The organism is Actinospineispora eucalypti, from assembly GCF_039543365.1.
Classification (GTDB): Bacteria; Actinomycetota; Actinomycetes; order Mycobacteriales; family Pseudonocardiaceae; genus Pseudonocardia; species Pseudonocardia eucalypti.
In genome coordinates this window covers 514,429-529,687 of record NZ_BAABJP010000015.1, presented here as the reverse complement: position 1 = coordinate 529,687, position 15,259 = coordinate 514,429, and the positions used below count along the sequence as shown (strand labels likewise).

General features: G+C 66.3%; 15 protein-coding genes. 8 read left to right on the top strand and 7 right to left on the bottom strand.

Annotation, left to right across the window (positions count from 1 at the left end; genetic code table 11):
• Positions 1 to 36 precede the first annotated feature (36 nt).
• On the top strand, positions 37 to 3,360 hold the full coding sequence (locus tag ABEB12_RS18565; RefSeq protein WP_185059168.1) for an NERD domain-containing protein: 3,324 nt from the start codon (positions 37 to 39) through the stop codon (positions 3,358 to 3,360).
• A gap of 730 nt (positions 3,361 to 4,090) precedes the next feature.
• Positions 4,091 to 4,951, top strand: a complete 861-nt coding sequence (locus ABEB12_RS18560; RefSeq protein ID WP_185059169.1) for a hypothetical protein — start codon at positions 4,091 to 4,093, stop codon at positions 4,949 to 4,951.
• Positions 4,952 to 5,359: 408 nt separating this feature from the next.
• Here ABEB12_RS18560 and ABEB12_RS18555 read toward each other — a convergent pair whose 3' ends face one another.
• The 5 genes from ABEB12_RS18555 to ABEB12_RS18535 all read right to left on the bottom strand — a co-directional run bounded on the left by ABEB12_RS18555 (position 5,360) and on the right by ABEB12_RS18535 (position 8,249).
• The gene (locus tag ABEB12_RS18555; RefSeq protein WP_185059170.1) at positions 5,360 to 5,653 is read right to left on the bottom strand and encodes a hypothetical protein; all 294 of its coding nucleotides are present in this window, start codon (positions 5,651 to 5,653) and stop codon (positions 5,360 to 5,362) included.
• Positions 5,654 to 5,805: 152 nt separating this feature from the next.
• Positions 5,806 to 6,393: a TetR/AcrR family transcriptional regulator gene (locus tag ABEB12_RS18550; protein WP_345702920.1), complete on the bottom strand. Its 588-nt coding sequence runs from the start codon at positions 6,391 to 6,393 to the stop codon at positions 5,806 to 5,808.
• A gap of 30 nt (positions 6,394 to 6,423) precedes the next feature.
• Entirely contained in the window at positions 6,424 to 6,876 is a 453-nt protein-coding gene (locus tag ABEB12_RS18545) for an ATP-binding protein (protein WP_185059171.1), read from the bottom strand.
• A gap of 264 nt (positions 6,877 to 7,140) precedes the next feature.
• Complete coding sequence (locus tag ABEB12_RS18540) at positions 7,141 to 7,653, bottom strand: hypothetical protein (RefSeq protein ID WP_185059172.1); 513 nt, start codon at positions 7,651 to 7,653, stop codon at positions 7,141 to 7,143.
• Positions 7,650 to 8,249: a NucA/NucB deoxyribonuclease domain-containing protein gene (locus ABEB12_RS18535; protein ID WP_185059173.1), complete on the bottom strand. Its 600-nt coding sequence runs from the start codon at positions 8,247 to 8,249 to the stop codon at positions 7,650 to 7,652. The genes ABEB12_RS18540 and ABEB12_RS18535 overlap by 4 nt, the downstream gene beginning before the upstream one ends.
• Before the next feature lie 115 nt (positions 8,250 to 8,364).
• Between ABEB12_RS18535 and ABEB12_RS18530 the strand changes: the two genes are divergently transcribed.
• Genes ABEB12_RS18530 through ABEB12_RS18515 form a run of 4 tightly spaced genes read left to right on the top strand, consistent with a single transcriptional unit; the run spans position 8,365 to position 11,243 of the window.
• Positions 8,365 to 8,904 (top strand): NUDIX domain-containing protein, encoded by a 540-nt coding sequence (locus ABEB12_RS18530; RefSeq protein WP_185059174.1) that lies wholly within the window; start codon positions 8,365 to 8,367, stop codon positions 8,902 to 8,904.
• On the top strand, positions 8,901 to 9,347 hold the full coding sequence (locus ABEB12_RS18525; protein ID WP_345702919.1) for a MarR family winged helix-turn-helix transcriptional regulator: 447 nt from the start codon (positions 8,901 to 8,903) through the stop codon (positions 9,345 to 9,347). The genes ABEB12_RS18530 and ABEB12_RS18525 overlap by 4 nt, the downstream gene beginning before the upstream one ends.
• Before the next feature lie 46 nt (positions 9,348 to 9,393).
• Complete coding sequence (locus tag ABEB12_RS18520) at positions 9,394 to 10,383, top strand: hypothetical protein (RefSeq protein ID WP_185059175.1); 990 nt, start codon at positions 9,394 to 9,396, stop codon at positions 10,381 to 10,383.
• A 26-nt stretch (positions 10,384 to 10,409) separates the two neighbouring features.
• Entirely contained in the window at positions 10,410 to 11,243 is an 834-nt protein-coding gene (locus ABEB12_RS18515; RefSeq protein WP_185059176.1) for a rhodanese-like domain-containing protein, read from the top strand.
• 104 nt (positions 11,244 to 11,347) lie between these two features.
• On the opposite strand, the gene ABEB12_RS18510 is transcribed toward ABEB12_RS18515, so the two are convergent.
• A complete protein-coding gene (locus tag ABEB12_RS18510) occupies positions 11,348 to 12,004 on the bottom strand; it encodes an FCD domain-containing protein (protein ID WP_185059177.1) in 657 nt (218 codons plus the stop codon).
• Positions 12,005 to 12,077: 73 nt separating this feature from the next.
• On the opposite strand from ABEB12_RS18510, the gene ABEB12_RS18505 reads away from it, so the two are divergent.
• Together ABEB12_RS18505 and ABEB12_RS18500 are read left to right on the top strand one after the other, a co-directional pair.
• Complete coding sequence (locus ABEB12_RS18505) at positions 12,078 to 12,734, top strand: HAD family hydrolase (RefSeq protein WP_185059178.1); 657 nt, start codon at positions 12,078 to 12,080, stop codon at positions 12,732 to 12,734.
• 111 nt (positions 12,735 to 12,845) lie between these two features.
• Positions 12,846 to 13,274, top strand: a complete 429-nt coding sequence (locus ABEB12_RS18500; RefSeq protein WP_185059179.1) for an SDR family oxidoreductase — start codon at positions 12,846 to 12,848, stop codon at positions 13,272 to 13,274.
• A 62-nt stretch (positions 13,275 to 13,336) separates the two neighbouring features.
• On the opposite strand, the gene ABEB12_RS18495 is transcribed toward ABEB12_RS18500, so the two are convergent.
• Complete coding sequence (locus tag ABEB12_RS18495; RefSeq protein ID WP_345702918.1) at positions 13,337 to 15,076, bottom strand: HNH endonuclease signature motif containing protein; 1,740 nt, start codon at positions 15,074 to 15,076, stop codon at positions 13,337 to 13,339.
• Positions 15,077 to 15,259: the final 183 nt, after the last annotated feature.

The window sequence follows — 15,259 nt, the reverse complement described above, 5'->3', positions numbered from 1 at the left end:
TGGTATAACCTGTCACAGTGAGTCATGATGAGTAGGGTGCAGATTTTTTGGGGAAGCGAGCCGGCACACCAGTCGGAACGCGACTTTCTCCGCACCCTGGGTGCAGACTTTGAGCAGGCGGGTGTCGACGCGTTAGTGCTCGCTAATTTCTATCTCTGTAATGCTTTGCAGGTCGACTTTCTGGTAATCACGTCGAAGAGCGTTTGCCACATTGAGCTGAAGAATTATGACGGCAAGCTGCGGGGAGGTCGGAACGGGGCCTGGCAAGTCCGCGATGCTAACGGTTCCTGGCGTGAGATGTCGAGTGTGAACCCGTACGAGCAGACGGTTCGTCAGCGCTTCGCTCTCAGCGACGATCTTCAAGCATTTGCCACTAAGCATGGGGAGCTAGCCCGTCCGCCACGGGGGCAGTTCTATCGATGGTTTGAGAGCGTGACATGTATCTTTCCAAAGATGGCTGTTGGGTCGAAGGTGCCCAGTGACTACAAGGTGCAGACTCTCGGCTATCCTGAAACTGTAAGCTTGGCGTGCGGTACGGATACGAGTTTCCCTTGGACGTTGGGCGACTGGCTGGAGTTTGTAAAGTTCTTAGGACTAACCGCAGCAGCGACAACACCCCGAGATGATCGTGAAAATGTTGTAGACATTGTTGCTGCCTACCAGCAAGCTTTCGCCGACGTCTATCGGGCCGATTTGCACGAACACGTGGCGACACCGCTGATCATGGATGGTGCGGGTAGCGCCCAGCCCATCGATCAACTGCTTCAGGCGGGGAAGTCGGTGCAACTGGTCGGCGCCTCGGGAACTGGCAAGAGCCACCTGGCGCTACACACCGCGTTGGCCACTTCGGAGCAGTGGCTGCCAATCTTAGTGCGGGCACGCACCTACGAAGGGCGCTTGTCGCGACTGCTTGATCGCAGTGTGGCGCCGATGACAGTCCAAACAGCCCAACAACTGATGGGTGCAGCCGCCCGCGCCTCGACGCCGATCCTGCTGATACTGGATGGCTTCAATGAATGTGCGGCAAGTCGACGCGAGCAGCTGCTCGCTGATCTCCTTGCCTTGCGGCGACGTGTAAGCCTGCTGGTCCTGTTGACGACACAAGAGGTTGTGCAGCAGCCGGCCGGGTTCGAGCTCACGGCTATCTCGATGGGCGCGCTATCGGCGAGCGACCGCCGAGCGGTACTGGCTTCGTACAATGCGGCAGCTATAGCAGACATGTGCGAACCGTTCCAGACAGCGTTCGAGTTGTCGATGGCGGCATCATGCGCGGCGGAACTAGCAGTGCCGGTTAGTCGCGGTCAGCTCTTTGACGCCTTCGTGCGTCAAAGCCTCAGTGATCTGCCTGCGCCTGCTGCAACGCGCGCCGCGCTGCGGCAGCTCGCATTACAGATGGACGAGGCACTGGTGGTGGCCTTGCCAATCGACGTCGCGCGCCGGCGTGCGGAACGGGCGGTCGGAACGAGCGCGGAAGCGTACGTCACGCTGGACAATCTGTTTCACTGTCGCCTGGTCCGGTTACAGCAAGGCTCATTCGCATTTGCGCATGAGCTGATTGGGCGGTTTCTGGTCGGTGAAGCCCTATTACTGGAATCCCAGCATCCTGAGCGAGTGGTTACGGAACTCAAACGGCCCCGGCATGCCGACCTCGTCGAGCTGGTGCTACCATTGGAGCCGGAGCTTCCTCGCCTCCGCGGACTCCTGGACGGCTTGGCGAGCGCCAAGCTCTACTTGATGGCCGCCGAGTCGGAACTGGGTGCCGTTGCCGCTCGCGTGGCGGCGGCTGAACTGCATGACGTGGCCGGCAAGCTCACTGCCTTGATGGGGCGGGCTGAACTGCGAGTTGTCGATCTTGATTCACACCCTCGGGCTGTGCTGTCTGAGGTACTACTAACCGACGCCGACGCAGCCAAGCTGACCGCATTGGCGCAGCTGTTACCTGCTCAGGAATACCTGGCGGAGGCGATTGCGCTGCTTGATGCGACCGATCGGGTACTCGGTCGCGCGAAGGGGCACGCTGGCTGGGAGCTAGGGCGTCGGCTGCCGCCAAGTGCGCTCGCCGCCACCGTAGCCAGCGGTCTGTCAGGTGGTCCAACACCGCGCTTACCCGCCGCGCTTGTGATCGAGGGGTGCGAGCACGGGCGATACGACCGCGAATTCGGTCGAAGGCCCGGGCCACGCGTCGAGCCTCACATCCTTCACGAGCTTATCGACGGGACGGTGCCAACCAGCTTCAGCCGTTTGACGTTGTTGTGTGTGCTGTGCAAGACGATTGATGATTCGGAGGTCGCGCGCGCGTTCCCGGTACTGCTGGAAAAGTGCTGGCGTTCAGGGGCTTACCATGTGCGTTTGCAAGCACTCGAGGCTGCTCAAATGATCAGTCAGACGGTCACCGCCGATACCCGAGAGCAGATTGTCTCGCTGCTTGAGGGGTTCGATGTTTCAAACAATATCATGCTGTCATCAATGCTTGTCGATGTGCTCAACACCTACGGACTGGTTGAACCGCCCGGTTCGGTTGAGGCAATCGCCGACGACATCCAATCACTCCTGATAGCGCCGGAAAGCGACAAAGTCTATCGTGCAGCATACTATATCTACAGCAGTCAGTTTGAGGATGTTGTAGCCGCACCTTATTGCGAAGCCATTGCCAAGTTAGCTCCCGATGACCGCTCTCAGCTGCTCTCGCTCGCTGCCCGTGGTGGCGGCTATAGTCCGCTTTTTGTCGCGAGCCTGATGGGGGAGCTGATGCGGGCACCATCTCCAGCTGTCTTGCCGGCCTTCCGCTACCACGTACGCTACCCACCGGCTGACTCCGGAGCGCCGCAAGAAGACACGGCCTGCTTCGTGCGGGCTTTTCAAGGGCTGGCTATCGTCGGCGCCCCGTTTGAGCTCCTGCCCGAGCCGAGCAGTGGTGATCAAGCCGCCTGGAGCTGTTACGCAGAAATAGTCTACTTGCTGAACTGTCCGGATATCAACGAGCACGCCGACCGACTGGCTGCCGTGTGGCAGCGGCTAGTTGAAGATCTCAGTCACGCGGCCGTCGATCCCATGTACCAGTTCGATCATGCGTGGATACTGGATCACGAAGACGCGGGGCGGCTGAGTCTAATGCCGCAGATTCTGAAGGTTTGTCGGAATGACGTTGGTCGACTCTTGGAACCGGCGCTCGAAGATCTAGCCGATCTGACCTCAATCTTTAACCATGTCGACCCTCTCAGGCGTGGAAAATTTGTGATCCGTACGCTCGGCCAAACGGGGTCTAAGCACGTGATTCAGAGCCTGGAACGATACGTTGAAGATCCGGACCTGGGGCCTACAGCCCTGGAGGCTATTCGGGCGCTACGCGCCAACGATTGACCTTACGTCCTGTGTGTCTAGAGATTCCGCCCACGGCCTGACACCGGCTAGCGGGGTCTCCATAGCGTTCGTGAGGACGGCCCGCCCTGGACAGGGGAGGCCATCGATCCAGATTCCCAAGCGGCTCGGGTAGGCGCGCGAATACGCTCTTTGCCGATATATCGCTCCAAGGTGCCGACTGCCAGACTGCTCAACGTGCTCATGCGTCGACTCGTCTCACTTGGGTCACAGCTCGGTCTCAACGTTGAGTGTTAATCCATTTGGACCTAGACCGTCACTCCGGCTGGGTGTGTACTGCTGCGCTGGCTGCGGAGATGGCCGATGATGGCGCGCGTTTGCCGAAACAAGTAACTGACTTTGAGTAACCTTTGTATCGAGTACGCATAGCAGATAATATAATCAGCTTTAGGAGATTGCAGCCGTGTCCGCTTATGAGAGCTTTTTGCCTTTGTCCAGTCGGGCATGGAGTTCAGGGTGGTCGGCATTCTGGCGACTGGCCACGATAGTGGTAGCGATACTCTGGGGGATACTCGCGTGCAGCCCGGAAGGTAGCGCAGTAGCGCTGTGCGATTTAAGTTTCCATTGGGCGCTGCGCGTGTTCGTCGACCTGTTTGTGGCACTTTGGCTGTGGTCGAAGATCGTCCTCTTGATGCCGAGGTGCATTCGCCATCCGTATTTCGCTTGGCGGCGTTTCGTGCGTACGGAGGGGTAGGCATTGTTGCGAAGCTTCTTGAGCTGGTTGAACCAATATGTGCTCGACCGCGGGCTGATTGGTCTGGTCAGCGGCGCGCTCGGCATACTTGCGTTCGGCGGCACGCTGAGCGTGGTGTTTGGGAGCACGGCGATCCGAGCCGCAGCGATCGTCATTGTGCTGTTCGCAAACTTAGGCCTAATGGCGTACCTCCTTGCAAGCACCGGCGAAAGCCGAAAGACCCTCCAGCGTGCTGAACGGTTGTTGGCCCGGTACTGTGAAGTTATAAACGAACGGCTTGGCCAGTCGTGGCGAATCAAGACGTACAGTTCTTACACCGATATCGACGCCAATGGTGACTGTCGCCAGACCGTGAAGGTTTCGCTGGTGGTCGAGAGTGAGCACCTCGAGTTCTTCCGAATCAGGATTGGGCCGGGCTGGCAGCAGTCAAGCCGCATCCAGAGAAGAGTTAAGGCAGATGTTAGCAGTCTGCTTGTCGATAAGGCTGGCGGCGTGCGCTGGGACGTTACAAAGGCCTGGCTAACCGATGGCCGACTAGAAATTTTGGCACACTGTCCGATGTCGGCCCTTAAAGGCGCGGAGATCGCGTTTCAGATCGACCTTGACTGGCCGGCCAAGTGTTCGAGGTTGGTGCGTGATCGCGAGCCAGATACATTCCTACTGAGCTTCAGCAGACCGATCGAGGAGTTCACGATCACCGTTGTCCTGCCGCGAGGTGTCAAAGCTTTTTATGAGTTGATCAACTTGAAAGAGTCTGAGGACTGTAACTTCGGCTCGGAAGATCTACAAGACGGTCGGCAGCAGGTCAAGGTCTCGGTGGCCAACGCGACACCAATGAGGAAGCAGGGCTTCAAGCTGGACATACGAAAGGGGAGGTGATCCTTCACCTCCCCACTTCGTACATCTGGCAAGACGTCTCAGGTGTCGCCACCGTCGTCGCCGCCGAAAGCTTGCTTGCTCACTGCGATCTCCTTCTTACGAGGCCTATTATATCAAGCTTTTGCTTGATCAAACAGGCCTCTCCGAGTGGGTAAGAGCGTCTCTCGTAGCGGGAAGCGCTCCCTGTCAGGGAGCGCCACAGTACACGCATCTGATGCCCGGTGCCGAGGGTGACGCGCGAAGAAGATCGCTACTTGTGCTCGAACCACGCGATCGAGGATTGGCAAGATGAGACATGGCTACGGAGTGTTCTTGAACCTTGACTGGGAGTGTGGCGGGCTTCCTTCTGGGGAGTGATGCTCCGCCAAAGTCGGCGGTAACGCTGAGCAGGTCGGTAGGTGAGCGCTGTCAGTCAGCTAGCCGGACTCCGTATTTGCGCAGCAGCCGCCTGATCGTTTTGAGGCTGCAGCCGTACTCTGCGGCCAGTTCCGGACCGGTTGTGCCGTTGCGGTAAGCGGTGATCAGCTTTTGTACACCGGCTTCGCCGAGGCGCTCCGCGAGTGACAGAGCCCGTCGGGGCTGGAAACGTGGCTCGGACGCTGCCGCGCGCTCAGCGGCCGGCACCTTCGCCCAGTGCTTAACCATGTCCAGTAGTCGCCGGACCGGCGGACGGGGGTATGACAGGGCCTCCTTGAGGTCCACAAGTAGGAGGCTCGTGCTCGCGGAGAGCGCGGGCCTTTCTTGTTTCGCGTGTCGTGTGGGGGCCGAGCCCCCACACCCCGGCCGGGGGCGAAGCCCCCGGACCCCCTGCGGTGGGTGCGTTGGGTGGTTGGGCGCGCCGGTAGCGGGGGCGCTCAGGGGTGCTCGTCGGTGTTGGTGGCGGTGGTTATGTGGGTGAACAGGGCGGCGCGGATTCGGGTGCGGGCTTGGCGGGACCAGTCGGTGTCGTGATCGGCCAGGTCGAGGGCGGCGCTGGTGTTGAGCAGGGCGCCGAAGGCCAGGAAGGCCTTTATGGTGACCGGGTCCAGTTGGGCGGTCGCCGCGACCGCCTGCCAGAGGCGGCCGTAGCTGTCCCGGACCGCCGCCTGGATTTCGCTGTCGCCGCTGGCGGCCAGGCCCTGCAGCTGCAGCAGCAGGGTGGTCCGGTCGGCCAGCATCGCGTCGTACTCCGCGCCCATGGCGGACAGCGCCTCGATGCCCTCCAGGCCGCCGGCCGCGGCCGTCATGGCTATCGTCATCCGGGCGAACGCCGCGTCGACCACCTCCAGGAACAGGCGCTTCTTGCTGCCGAAGATCCGGAACACGTAGGCCTGGGTGATTCCGGCGCGGCGGGCGATGGTCTCGGCCGACGTGCCGTGCAGGCCGGTGGCGGCGAACTCGCGCTCGGCCACCGCGAGCACCTGCTCGCGGCGTTGCCGCGCGGTCATCCGGGTGAGAGCCATGCGCTAAGTATGGTGGTTGCTAACTAGTTCCTAGCCGTTGTCCCGCAGGATTCGTTCGAGCGTCTCGTCGATGGCCGAGGGCTCGAGTGTCCAGGGCGGGGCGTCGGGCGCGGCGAGCTCGACCCAGACGCGCTTGCCGCCGGGATAGGGCTCGCTGCCCCATCGGCGGGCCAGGCCGGCGATCAGTTGCATGCCGTAGCCGCGGAACTCGCTCGGCGCCGGTTCGCGGATCACCGGGTGGACCGGCGAGGCGTCGGTCACCGCCACGGACAGCGTGGGCCAGTGCCAGAGGATCTGCACGTGCACGCGCGGGGTTTCGCTCGCGTGCTCGAACACGTTCGTGACGAGTTCGGACAGCAGCAGCATCCCGTCGGTACACAGCGACCGGTCGAGCGCCCACCCGCCGGCCACGTCGGCCAACCAGCGGCGGGCCACGGCCGGCGCGTTCGCGTCGACCGGGAGTGTGGTGGCCGCTGCTGGCATCGGTTTCTCGCGCTCCGGTTGTGGCCGGTACTGCCTGCCGATCTACCCGACCGGACCACGGGGCAAACCACTTAGAGCGGGTTGAGGCGGACCAGCTGGTCGTAGGGGGCGAGAACCTGCGAGGCCCGGCATCACTCCGTCGACGGAGACGTTCGTGACGGTGGTCAGTTTCATGGTCGCGGGTCTTCTCTCGTGGGTGTCCGTTCATCCCCGCCGCGAACGGCCGCGCCCCGATCCGACACCGCGTCCGAAACTTTTCGCGACCTAGCCCATGAGTGAGGCCCAGCCGGCCCACCGCTGGCGCAGCGCCGGCGGCCGATCGCCGGTGCGGGGCCAGAGCTGGACCCGGTAGGAGTCGCCGCCGCCACCCTGCGGGTTGGCACGGTCATAGCCCCGGCCGGAGACCCGGATGCGGTAGCGGCCGTGCGGGATCGCGCAGGAGGCGTACTCCTCCTCGGTGGGCGCCTGGAACGCCAGCTGCCCGGTGGGGGCGTTCAGGTCGAGGTCCACGACGTGGTCCCAGCCGGTTTCCTCGGGCGCCGGCTCGCCGGCCCAGACCTCCACCCGCATGGGCGCATCGAAGTGCCACTGGACCGGTGACAGCATATTCACCAGGTCGCCGGAGCGGCCCACGTAGCGCCCCGAGTTCTGGGCGTCGTCCAGCGCTTCCAGTGCGTCGGGCCCGCCGAGGTCGATCGGGGCGCCGAGGTCGTAGATGTAAAGCTGGCCGTGGTCGATGCCGACCCCGATATCCGCTTTCAGGCTGGGTTCGCTCATCTGCCGCAGTTTCTCTCCCGGGCCGTTTCGGTGCCGGTGTACGGCCCCTTTGCCATGGCGTCGAGGTTCGAGACCAGGACGCCGAAATCATCGCCCTCCTTGATGCCCTGTGACCGGTACTGGGCGCTGAGCAGCCCGCCCTGGCAACGCTGCTCCCGCGCCGGCACCTCCTCGGTGCGGGAGCCGACGCCCCCTTGCCGGCTGGAGGCGAAAGGGTACTCGTCGCACTCCCCGCCGTACCGGCGGATGAACGTGCCGCAGGCGGCGGCCCGGTTCATGCGCTGCACCGCCGTGCCGGCCCTCGTCAGGGTGCCCGGCTTGCCCGCGCCCTGGGCCAGGTCGATGTTTCTCGCGATGAAGGGCATTCTGGCCGCATCGATCACCACGACTTTGCAGCCCGGTAAGCATCCCTGAATTCGGCGGTATTCGGATACGGCCGCACCGCCCCGATAGACCTCCCCGCTCGCGGAGACCAGCACCATGCCCCGGGACGGATCGGCCACCTGGGGTTTCTGCGGGGCAGCGAAGATTGCGGCCGCCACCAGGAATGCCGTCGCCACAAAGATGATCGACAGTCTATTGGCGATGGCGCCCACGCGCGGGTAGCGAGTGCAAATTATCCGGAGTTTCTCCCACCGGTGAGTGCGTTCCGTCAAATTGATTCCGCAAACAGCGGATCGGCCAGGTGCGGGCGGCTGCAAGGATGACCGCATGAGCATCAGGACCCTGTCCAGCCGGGTGGTCTACGAGAACCCGTGGTTGACCCTGCGCGAGGACCGCATCGAGCACGCGGACGGGTCGCCCAGTCTCTACTCGGTGGTGGAGAAGCCGGACTTCGCCATCGTCATCCCGCTGGAGAACGACGGCTTCCACCTGGTCGAGCAGTACCGGTACCCGCTGGGCCAGCGGTCCTGGGAGTTCCCGGCCGGAGCCTTCCCCCGCGGGGTGACCGGCAGCCCGCGGGAGATGGCCGCCGCCGAGCTGGTCGAGGAGACCGGGTTCACCGCCGACCGGCTGGAGCGGCTCGGTTACCTGCACTGCGCGAACTCGGTCACCGGCGAGGGCATGCACGTGTTCCTGGCCACCGGGCTCACCCCGGGGAACCCGCACCGCGAGACCACCGAGCAGGACATGCGGCAGCAGTGGTTCCCCCGGGCCGAGCTGGAACGGATGCTCCGGGACGGCACGATCACCGACGCTCCGACCCTCGCCGCCTACCTGCTGCTGTCGCTGCGCGGTGTTTCCTCGTGAGCGGGGCGGACTCCCTGACCGAGGCACCCGACCTCGGGGTGCTCGCCGCGCGGCTGCTGTTCGCCATCCAGGACGAGCTGTACGCCCGGCTCGCCCAGGAAGGCTTCGACGACCTGTACCCCCGGCACGGCACGGTGCTGGCCTACATCAGCGACGACGGCATGCGCGCGACCGAGATCGCCCGGCTCTCGGGCCAGCACAAACAGGTCGTCGGCACGGTCATCGACGAGCTGGAGAGCCTCGGCTACGTGCAGCGGCACCCGGACCCGGAGGACCGGCGGGCCAAGCTGGTCTGCCACACCGACCGGGGACGGCGGCAGAAGCTCGCCGGCGACGCGATCATGCGCGACATCCAGCGGCGGCACTCCTCCCGCCTCGGCGAGGACGCCTACCGGCGGTTCCTCGCCACCTTCGCCGACGTGGTCACCCACCAGCGGGGGTAGGTCGCGGCACTATCGTTGATGATCAGTGGTGGCGGTGGAGGGTGGCATGGCGGATCGGGTCCGGTACCTCGAGCTTTCCGACCGGCTGCGTGAGTTCCTCGGGGTGGATGCGGAGCTGAGCACCACGGTCTCGGCGCGCCGCCGCCTGGTGATCGTCGGGCGCGCGGTGAACGACGCCGAGTCGGGCATCTCCCGGCTAGACCCGCTGTTCAGCGAGATCCGGGCGCTCTACGTGGAGGCCCTGTTCGCCGCCAAGCCGAGGTCCGGGTGGCTGCGCAACATCGTCGGCACGGCGATCCAGGAGGCTTGCGAGACGCACGGACCGGACTCCTCGCTGGTGGACCGGCTGCGCTCGTTCCGGCGGCGGGCCTACGAGGCCGCCGGGAAGCCGATCGACCGGAAGGTCGAGCAGGCCGAACGGACCGCGGCGCGGCTGCGCGCCGACGCGACATGGGACCGGCGCCACGTGTCCGCCATGTACGACCTCGCCGGGGTCTACGAGAAGGCGGGCCGTTACGACGAGATGATCGACGCGTACGACGGCCTGATGCGCGAGCGGGCCAGGCTGGACGGCGGCGAGGAGTACATCGCCCGGCAGGAGCGGCTGGTCGCCGAGCACTACCAACTCCACGGCGAGATGGCGCGGGCGGTGCCGCTGCTGCGGGAGCTGTACGCCGGGGACGACCGGCGCCGCCGGCCCGACGTCTCGTTCGACGACCTCATCGACGGCACCCTGCTGCACGTGTCGCTGGCGCGGTGTTGCCTGGCCACCGGGCAGCCGGGCGAGGCCGAGGCGATCCTGCGCGAGTCCCTGCCCCGGCTGCGGCGCCACGACGAGCGGCTGCCCGACAAGCAGTACCACCAACTGCTGCATCGCTGCACCTACGAGCTGGGTTCGGCTCTGTGGAAGCAGGGTCACGCCCGGGAGGCCATGGGATTCTTCGAGGACGCGCACGCGCTGGTCGCCGGCCCGAAGTTCGCGGACCAGAAGGCGGCCGTGGTCTACCACAGCGCGATCGCCTACGGCTCGCTCTGATGTCCGCCCCGGCGTAGGAAGTAGGCATGCGAAGCTCCGACGGGATCGTTTCGGCGGACTGGCTGCGGGGCCATGCCGGTGATCCGGATGTCCGCATCCTGGACATCCGCTGGTACATCGACGGCGCCTCCGGCCTCGACCGGTACCGGGAGAAACACATCCCGGGGGCGGTCTACGTGGACCACGACACCGAGGCGACCGCGGCCGGGAGCGGTGGCGGACGCCACCCGCTTCCCGAGCCGGACACGTTCGAACGGGCCATGCGCCGGGCCGGGGTGGACCGGCGGACCGCGGTGGTCGCGTACGACGACCAGGGCGGTTTCGTGGCGGCGCGGCTCTGGTGGACCCTGCGCTACTTCGGCCACCAGCGGGTGGCGATCCTGGACGGCGGCATCCCCGGTTGGGGCGGCCCGTGGGAGTCCGGCGAGGTGCGGGTGCCGGAGGGGGACTTCGCCGCCGGAGCGCCGCGCGCGGACCGGGTCGTGGACTACGGCCAGGTGCGGCGGCTGGAGCCGGGTACGGTGCTGCTCGATGCGCGGCCTCCCGAGCGTTACCGGGGCGACGAGGAGCCGGTCGACCCGAAGGCCGGCCACATCCCGGGGGCGCTCAACGTCCCCTGGGAGCGGAACGTCGACGGCGCCGGCCGGTTTCGCCCCGGCCCGGAGCTGCGGGCCATGTACGCCGGTCTGGGAATCGGTGAGCGGACCGAGGTGGTCGCCTACTGCGGCTCGGGCGCGCGGGCGTGCCATGTGATCCTGGCGCTGGAGGCGGCGGGTTATCCGGGCGCGCGGCTTTACCCGGGCTCGTGGAGTGACTGGTGCGCCCACCCGGACGCGCCGGTCGAGGTCGGCCAGCGGTAGCGCGCTCCACCCGGCCGCGACAGGCAGGCGGCTGAGCCCGCGCAGCGACATCAGTGCCAGGTCTGGAGGGTTATGGTCGTAACTATACCGACCAGTTGGTGTAGTTACGAGGGAATTCGGCCGCCCCGGTAGCACGCGACCACCTCGTGGCGGCTCATTCGCAGGTGCTCACGGAAGGCGCCGTCCGCCCGCTCGGGATCGCGGCTCTCCAGGGCCTCCACCAGCACGCGGTGCTGTCGTCCCAGCTGGCCACCCGGCTCCGGGTAGTCGAAGTGCACCTGGGACTGGAGCAGTTGCACCTCCGACGTGACCGCCTGGTGCAGGTTCGCCACGCGGAGGTTGCCGGTGAGCCGGACCGCGCGGCGGTGGAACGCCATGTCGGTGGCGACGACCTGGTCCCACGGGCTGTCCGGCCGGAACCGTTCCAGCTCGGACAGCAATCGGTGCAGCGGTTCCAGCGGCGCTCCCGACGCTGCGACCTGGCGCGCCGCCTCGCACTCCAGGGCGGTCCGCAGGCCGTAGAGGTCGTCGATGTCCGCCAGGTCGAACTCGCGCACGAACGCACCCCGGTTGGCGCGGTGCACCACCAGGCCCTCGTGCACCAGCGCCTGCAGCGCCGCCCGCACCGAGTTGCGGCCGACCCCGAACCCGTCGGCCAGGTCGACCTCGCGCAGCGCCCGGCCGGGTGCGAACTCCCCCCGGAGGATGCGCGACCTGAGTTCGTCGCTGAGGGAGTCCACGGTGCTGAGACGTTCGGCCATCCGGCAAATTGTAGTGCAATCTTTCGAGATTGTGTTACAAAGTTGGCGCCCGACTGGAGAAGGGATCGACCCGATGACGGACCGCTGGCTGACCTTCGACTGTTACGGAACCCTGGTGGACTGGCGGACGGGGATGGCGGCGGCCCTCGCCGGCCTCGGTCCGGCCGCTCCCACCGTGCTGGACGGCTACCACCGCGCCGAGCTGGAGATCGAGGCCCACGGGTGGCGGCCCTACCGCGAGGTGCTGCGTGAGGGCTTGCGGCTGGCGGCCGGCCGGGCCGGCGTCGACCCGGGTGACGTGGACGCCTTCGTGCGGGCGTGGCCGGCCATGCCGGTGTTCGCCGACGCCGGGGAGGCGCTGTGCGCGGTGCGGGCGGACGGCTGGAAGGTTGGGATCATCACCAACTGCGACGAGGACCTGTTCGCCGCCACCGCCGAGTACCTCCCGGTGGAGCCGGACCTGGTGGTCACGGCGGAGCGGGTCCGGTCCTACCGCCCAGCCCTGGCGCATTTCGCCACGTTCGCGTCGGAGACCGGTGCCACCCGGGACAACTGGCTGCACGTCGGCACCAGCTGGATCCACGACGTGCTGCCGGCCGCCCGGATGGGCATCCGGTCCATCTGGACCGACCGCGACCACACCGGGCATCCGCCCGGCCTGGCCACCGTGCGGCTGGACAGCCTGGAGATGCTCCCGGCGGCGGTCGCCCTGGCCGCCGCGCGCGGCTGAACCGCGACCGCGTGAACGGCCCCGCCGGCGGCACTCCGTGCTGGTAATTCCGCCGGCGCGCACCTCGGCCATGTTTGACAGTATTGTCAAAATGTGCCTACGCCGGCAATCATGACAGCACTGTCAAAGATGGCTCTGCTGGCCCCGGTGCTGGTCACCAGGGCGGCCCTGCCGCACCTGCGGGCCGCCGGCGCCTTGCACGGGCACGCCGCCCTGGTTCGGTTCGGTGAGGCAATGCGCCGCGAGCTGTACGGCAGTGGCGTGCACGTCGCCTCGGTCTACCCCGGGCCGGTGGACACGCCCATGATGGCGACGACCCGGGCCGGCGCCGACCTCGGCTACGCGCTCCGCCCCGTCGACCAGGTCGCCGCCGAGATCCTGGCCGGACTCGAGGAGCGCCGCATCGACATCAACACCCAACTCCCCGAGCGCCGCGAGATGGAGTACCTCAACGCCCGGGACCCGCTCGCCCTGGACGCCGCCCTCGCCCCGAAGCTCGGCGCGCTGCGCGCCGCCGTGAGTACCCACCGCGGCATCTGACCGGAGCCGGCGGCGGGATCTGATCGGCGTGGGCAAGGTGGCTGACCGCCCGCGGATCTCGGTTAGAACGGCGGGTCGGGGTCGAGTTCGGGTGGTGGGTCGATGAGTGGGTCTCCTCGGGTGCGGTAGGTCTGGCCGAGTGGGCTGCGCCAGATCAGAACGCCGGGTTCGGGTTGTTCGAGTGTCCAGCCTCCTTCGGTCTTGAGCAGGTGGTCGTGGTCGCACTGAGGACTGAGGTTGATGTCGGTGGTCTTGCCGCCGTGTTGGACGTCCTGGGTGTGGTCCTTGTCGGACTGGCGCGCCGGTCGCCCGCACCCGCCCGGCCCCAGGCAGGTTTGGTCACGGACCTCGACCCACCGGCGCAACGCCGAACCGGGGAACCGCCGATCGGGTTGTTCGTTCAGACCGGCTACCTGTTGTGGCCAGGCGCGATACCGCGCGGCGATCTCGGCGATCAACTTCTCGAACCCTCGCGGTGGATCATGCAGCCAGTACTCGAGCTGGGTCACGGTCAGGCGAAGCTCCACGGTCCCGCCGCGATACCGGTCGAGGGCGCCGTCTGGGCGGGCGCGCAGGGTGGCGCAGCACAGCAGATAGCCCTCGTGGTCACACACGGCGACGACCCATCGCCCGCGTTGCTGGTTGAGGGCTTCGGCGCGGGCGACGTGGCCGGGTATCGCGCCGTGCAGATCAGGCAGCTCGCCCGGGCGTTGGTTGGTGCCGATCAGGGTGCCCAGCTCGAGCACGACATCGGTCCCGAGCCGGCTCCCTGCGCCACCGGGTCCCGTGGCCTCGGATCCAGCCGCGTCGGATCCAGCCGCGTCGGATCCAGCCGCGTCGGATCCAGCCGCGTCGGGTTCGGGCGCGTCGGGTTCGGGCGCGTGGGGCTCGGCGGCGCTCGGTTGTGTGACGGCGGGGGTGATGGGATCGCGGGGAGCGGGGCCGGACGGCGTGATGTCGGATCTCACGGTAGGCGATAGGTCCAATCGCCCGCCGTTAGTGGCCGGGCGGAAGTGGGTGAGGATCTGTTCGCTGGTCAGGCCGTCGAGGGTGCCGTCCAGTAGGGCGAGGGTGATGTCGGCGCGCAGCTGATCCAAGGTGCCGGGCGCACCCGCGCGCCGCAGCCGGCGGGCCAGTGCGGTGATGCGTTTCTTCGCCGCCGCCGCGTCACCGGGCGCCACCCCGTCCAGTGCAAGGCAAGCGGTGCCGTCGGGACTGAGGAACCACACGGCCCGCCGGGCCTCCACTGCCCGCGCATAGCGCTCCTCAACCCTCTCCGGACACCCGCCGAGGGTCAGCTTGCGCAGCCGCGCGGCCAACTGGCCAGAGTTCCACCCGGCCACCCTGGGCGCCACCGCGGCCCACACGGCGGCGCGTTCAGGTGCGGTGAGATTCGCCAGATACGTGTGGCAGATGCGGGCCTTGGCCTCGTCCATCCGCCCCTCGCTCCATGCCGCATACACATCGGGCAGCAGAGTGATCACCTCGTGCGCCACACTGCTGTCACGCTCGGCGCGCTGCCGGCTCCAGGCCAGCGTCACCCGCACCTCGTCAGGACCGAACCGATGCGGCTCACGCAGCCGATCCACACCATCCGGCGGACCGTTCGGGGCGCGGCGAGTGACTTCATTGATCCAGCCCAGCTTGAACGCGCCCAACCGGGCATGCAGCCGACTCACCGCCGCCAGCACCGCCGGCACATCCCGGTTCGCCACACGATCCGGATCCAGCGAAGTGACAAACGCATAGAGTTCGGCATCCAACGCCCGATCCTCGAGATCGGGTACCGGCACCGAGAGCATCACCACAAGCCCATAATATCACATCGATCGAAAATGCGTTCGACTATTTGACGCATATTGGTCGGGTAGGGCGTTGGCGGGGAGCCGCGCTCGCCCGGGGTTGCACCTGGACCCGCGGCACTGGGTCAACGGGGTTGAATACGCTGTACTTCTTCGTCGTCGGCCTAGAGATCAAATATGAGC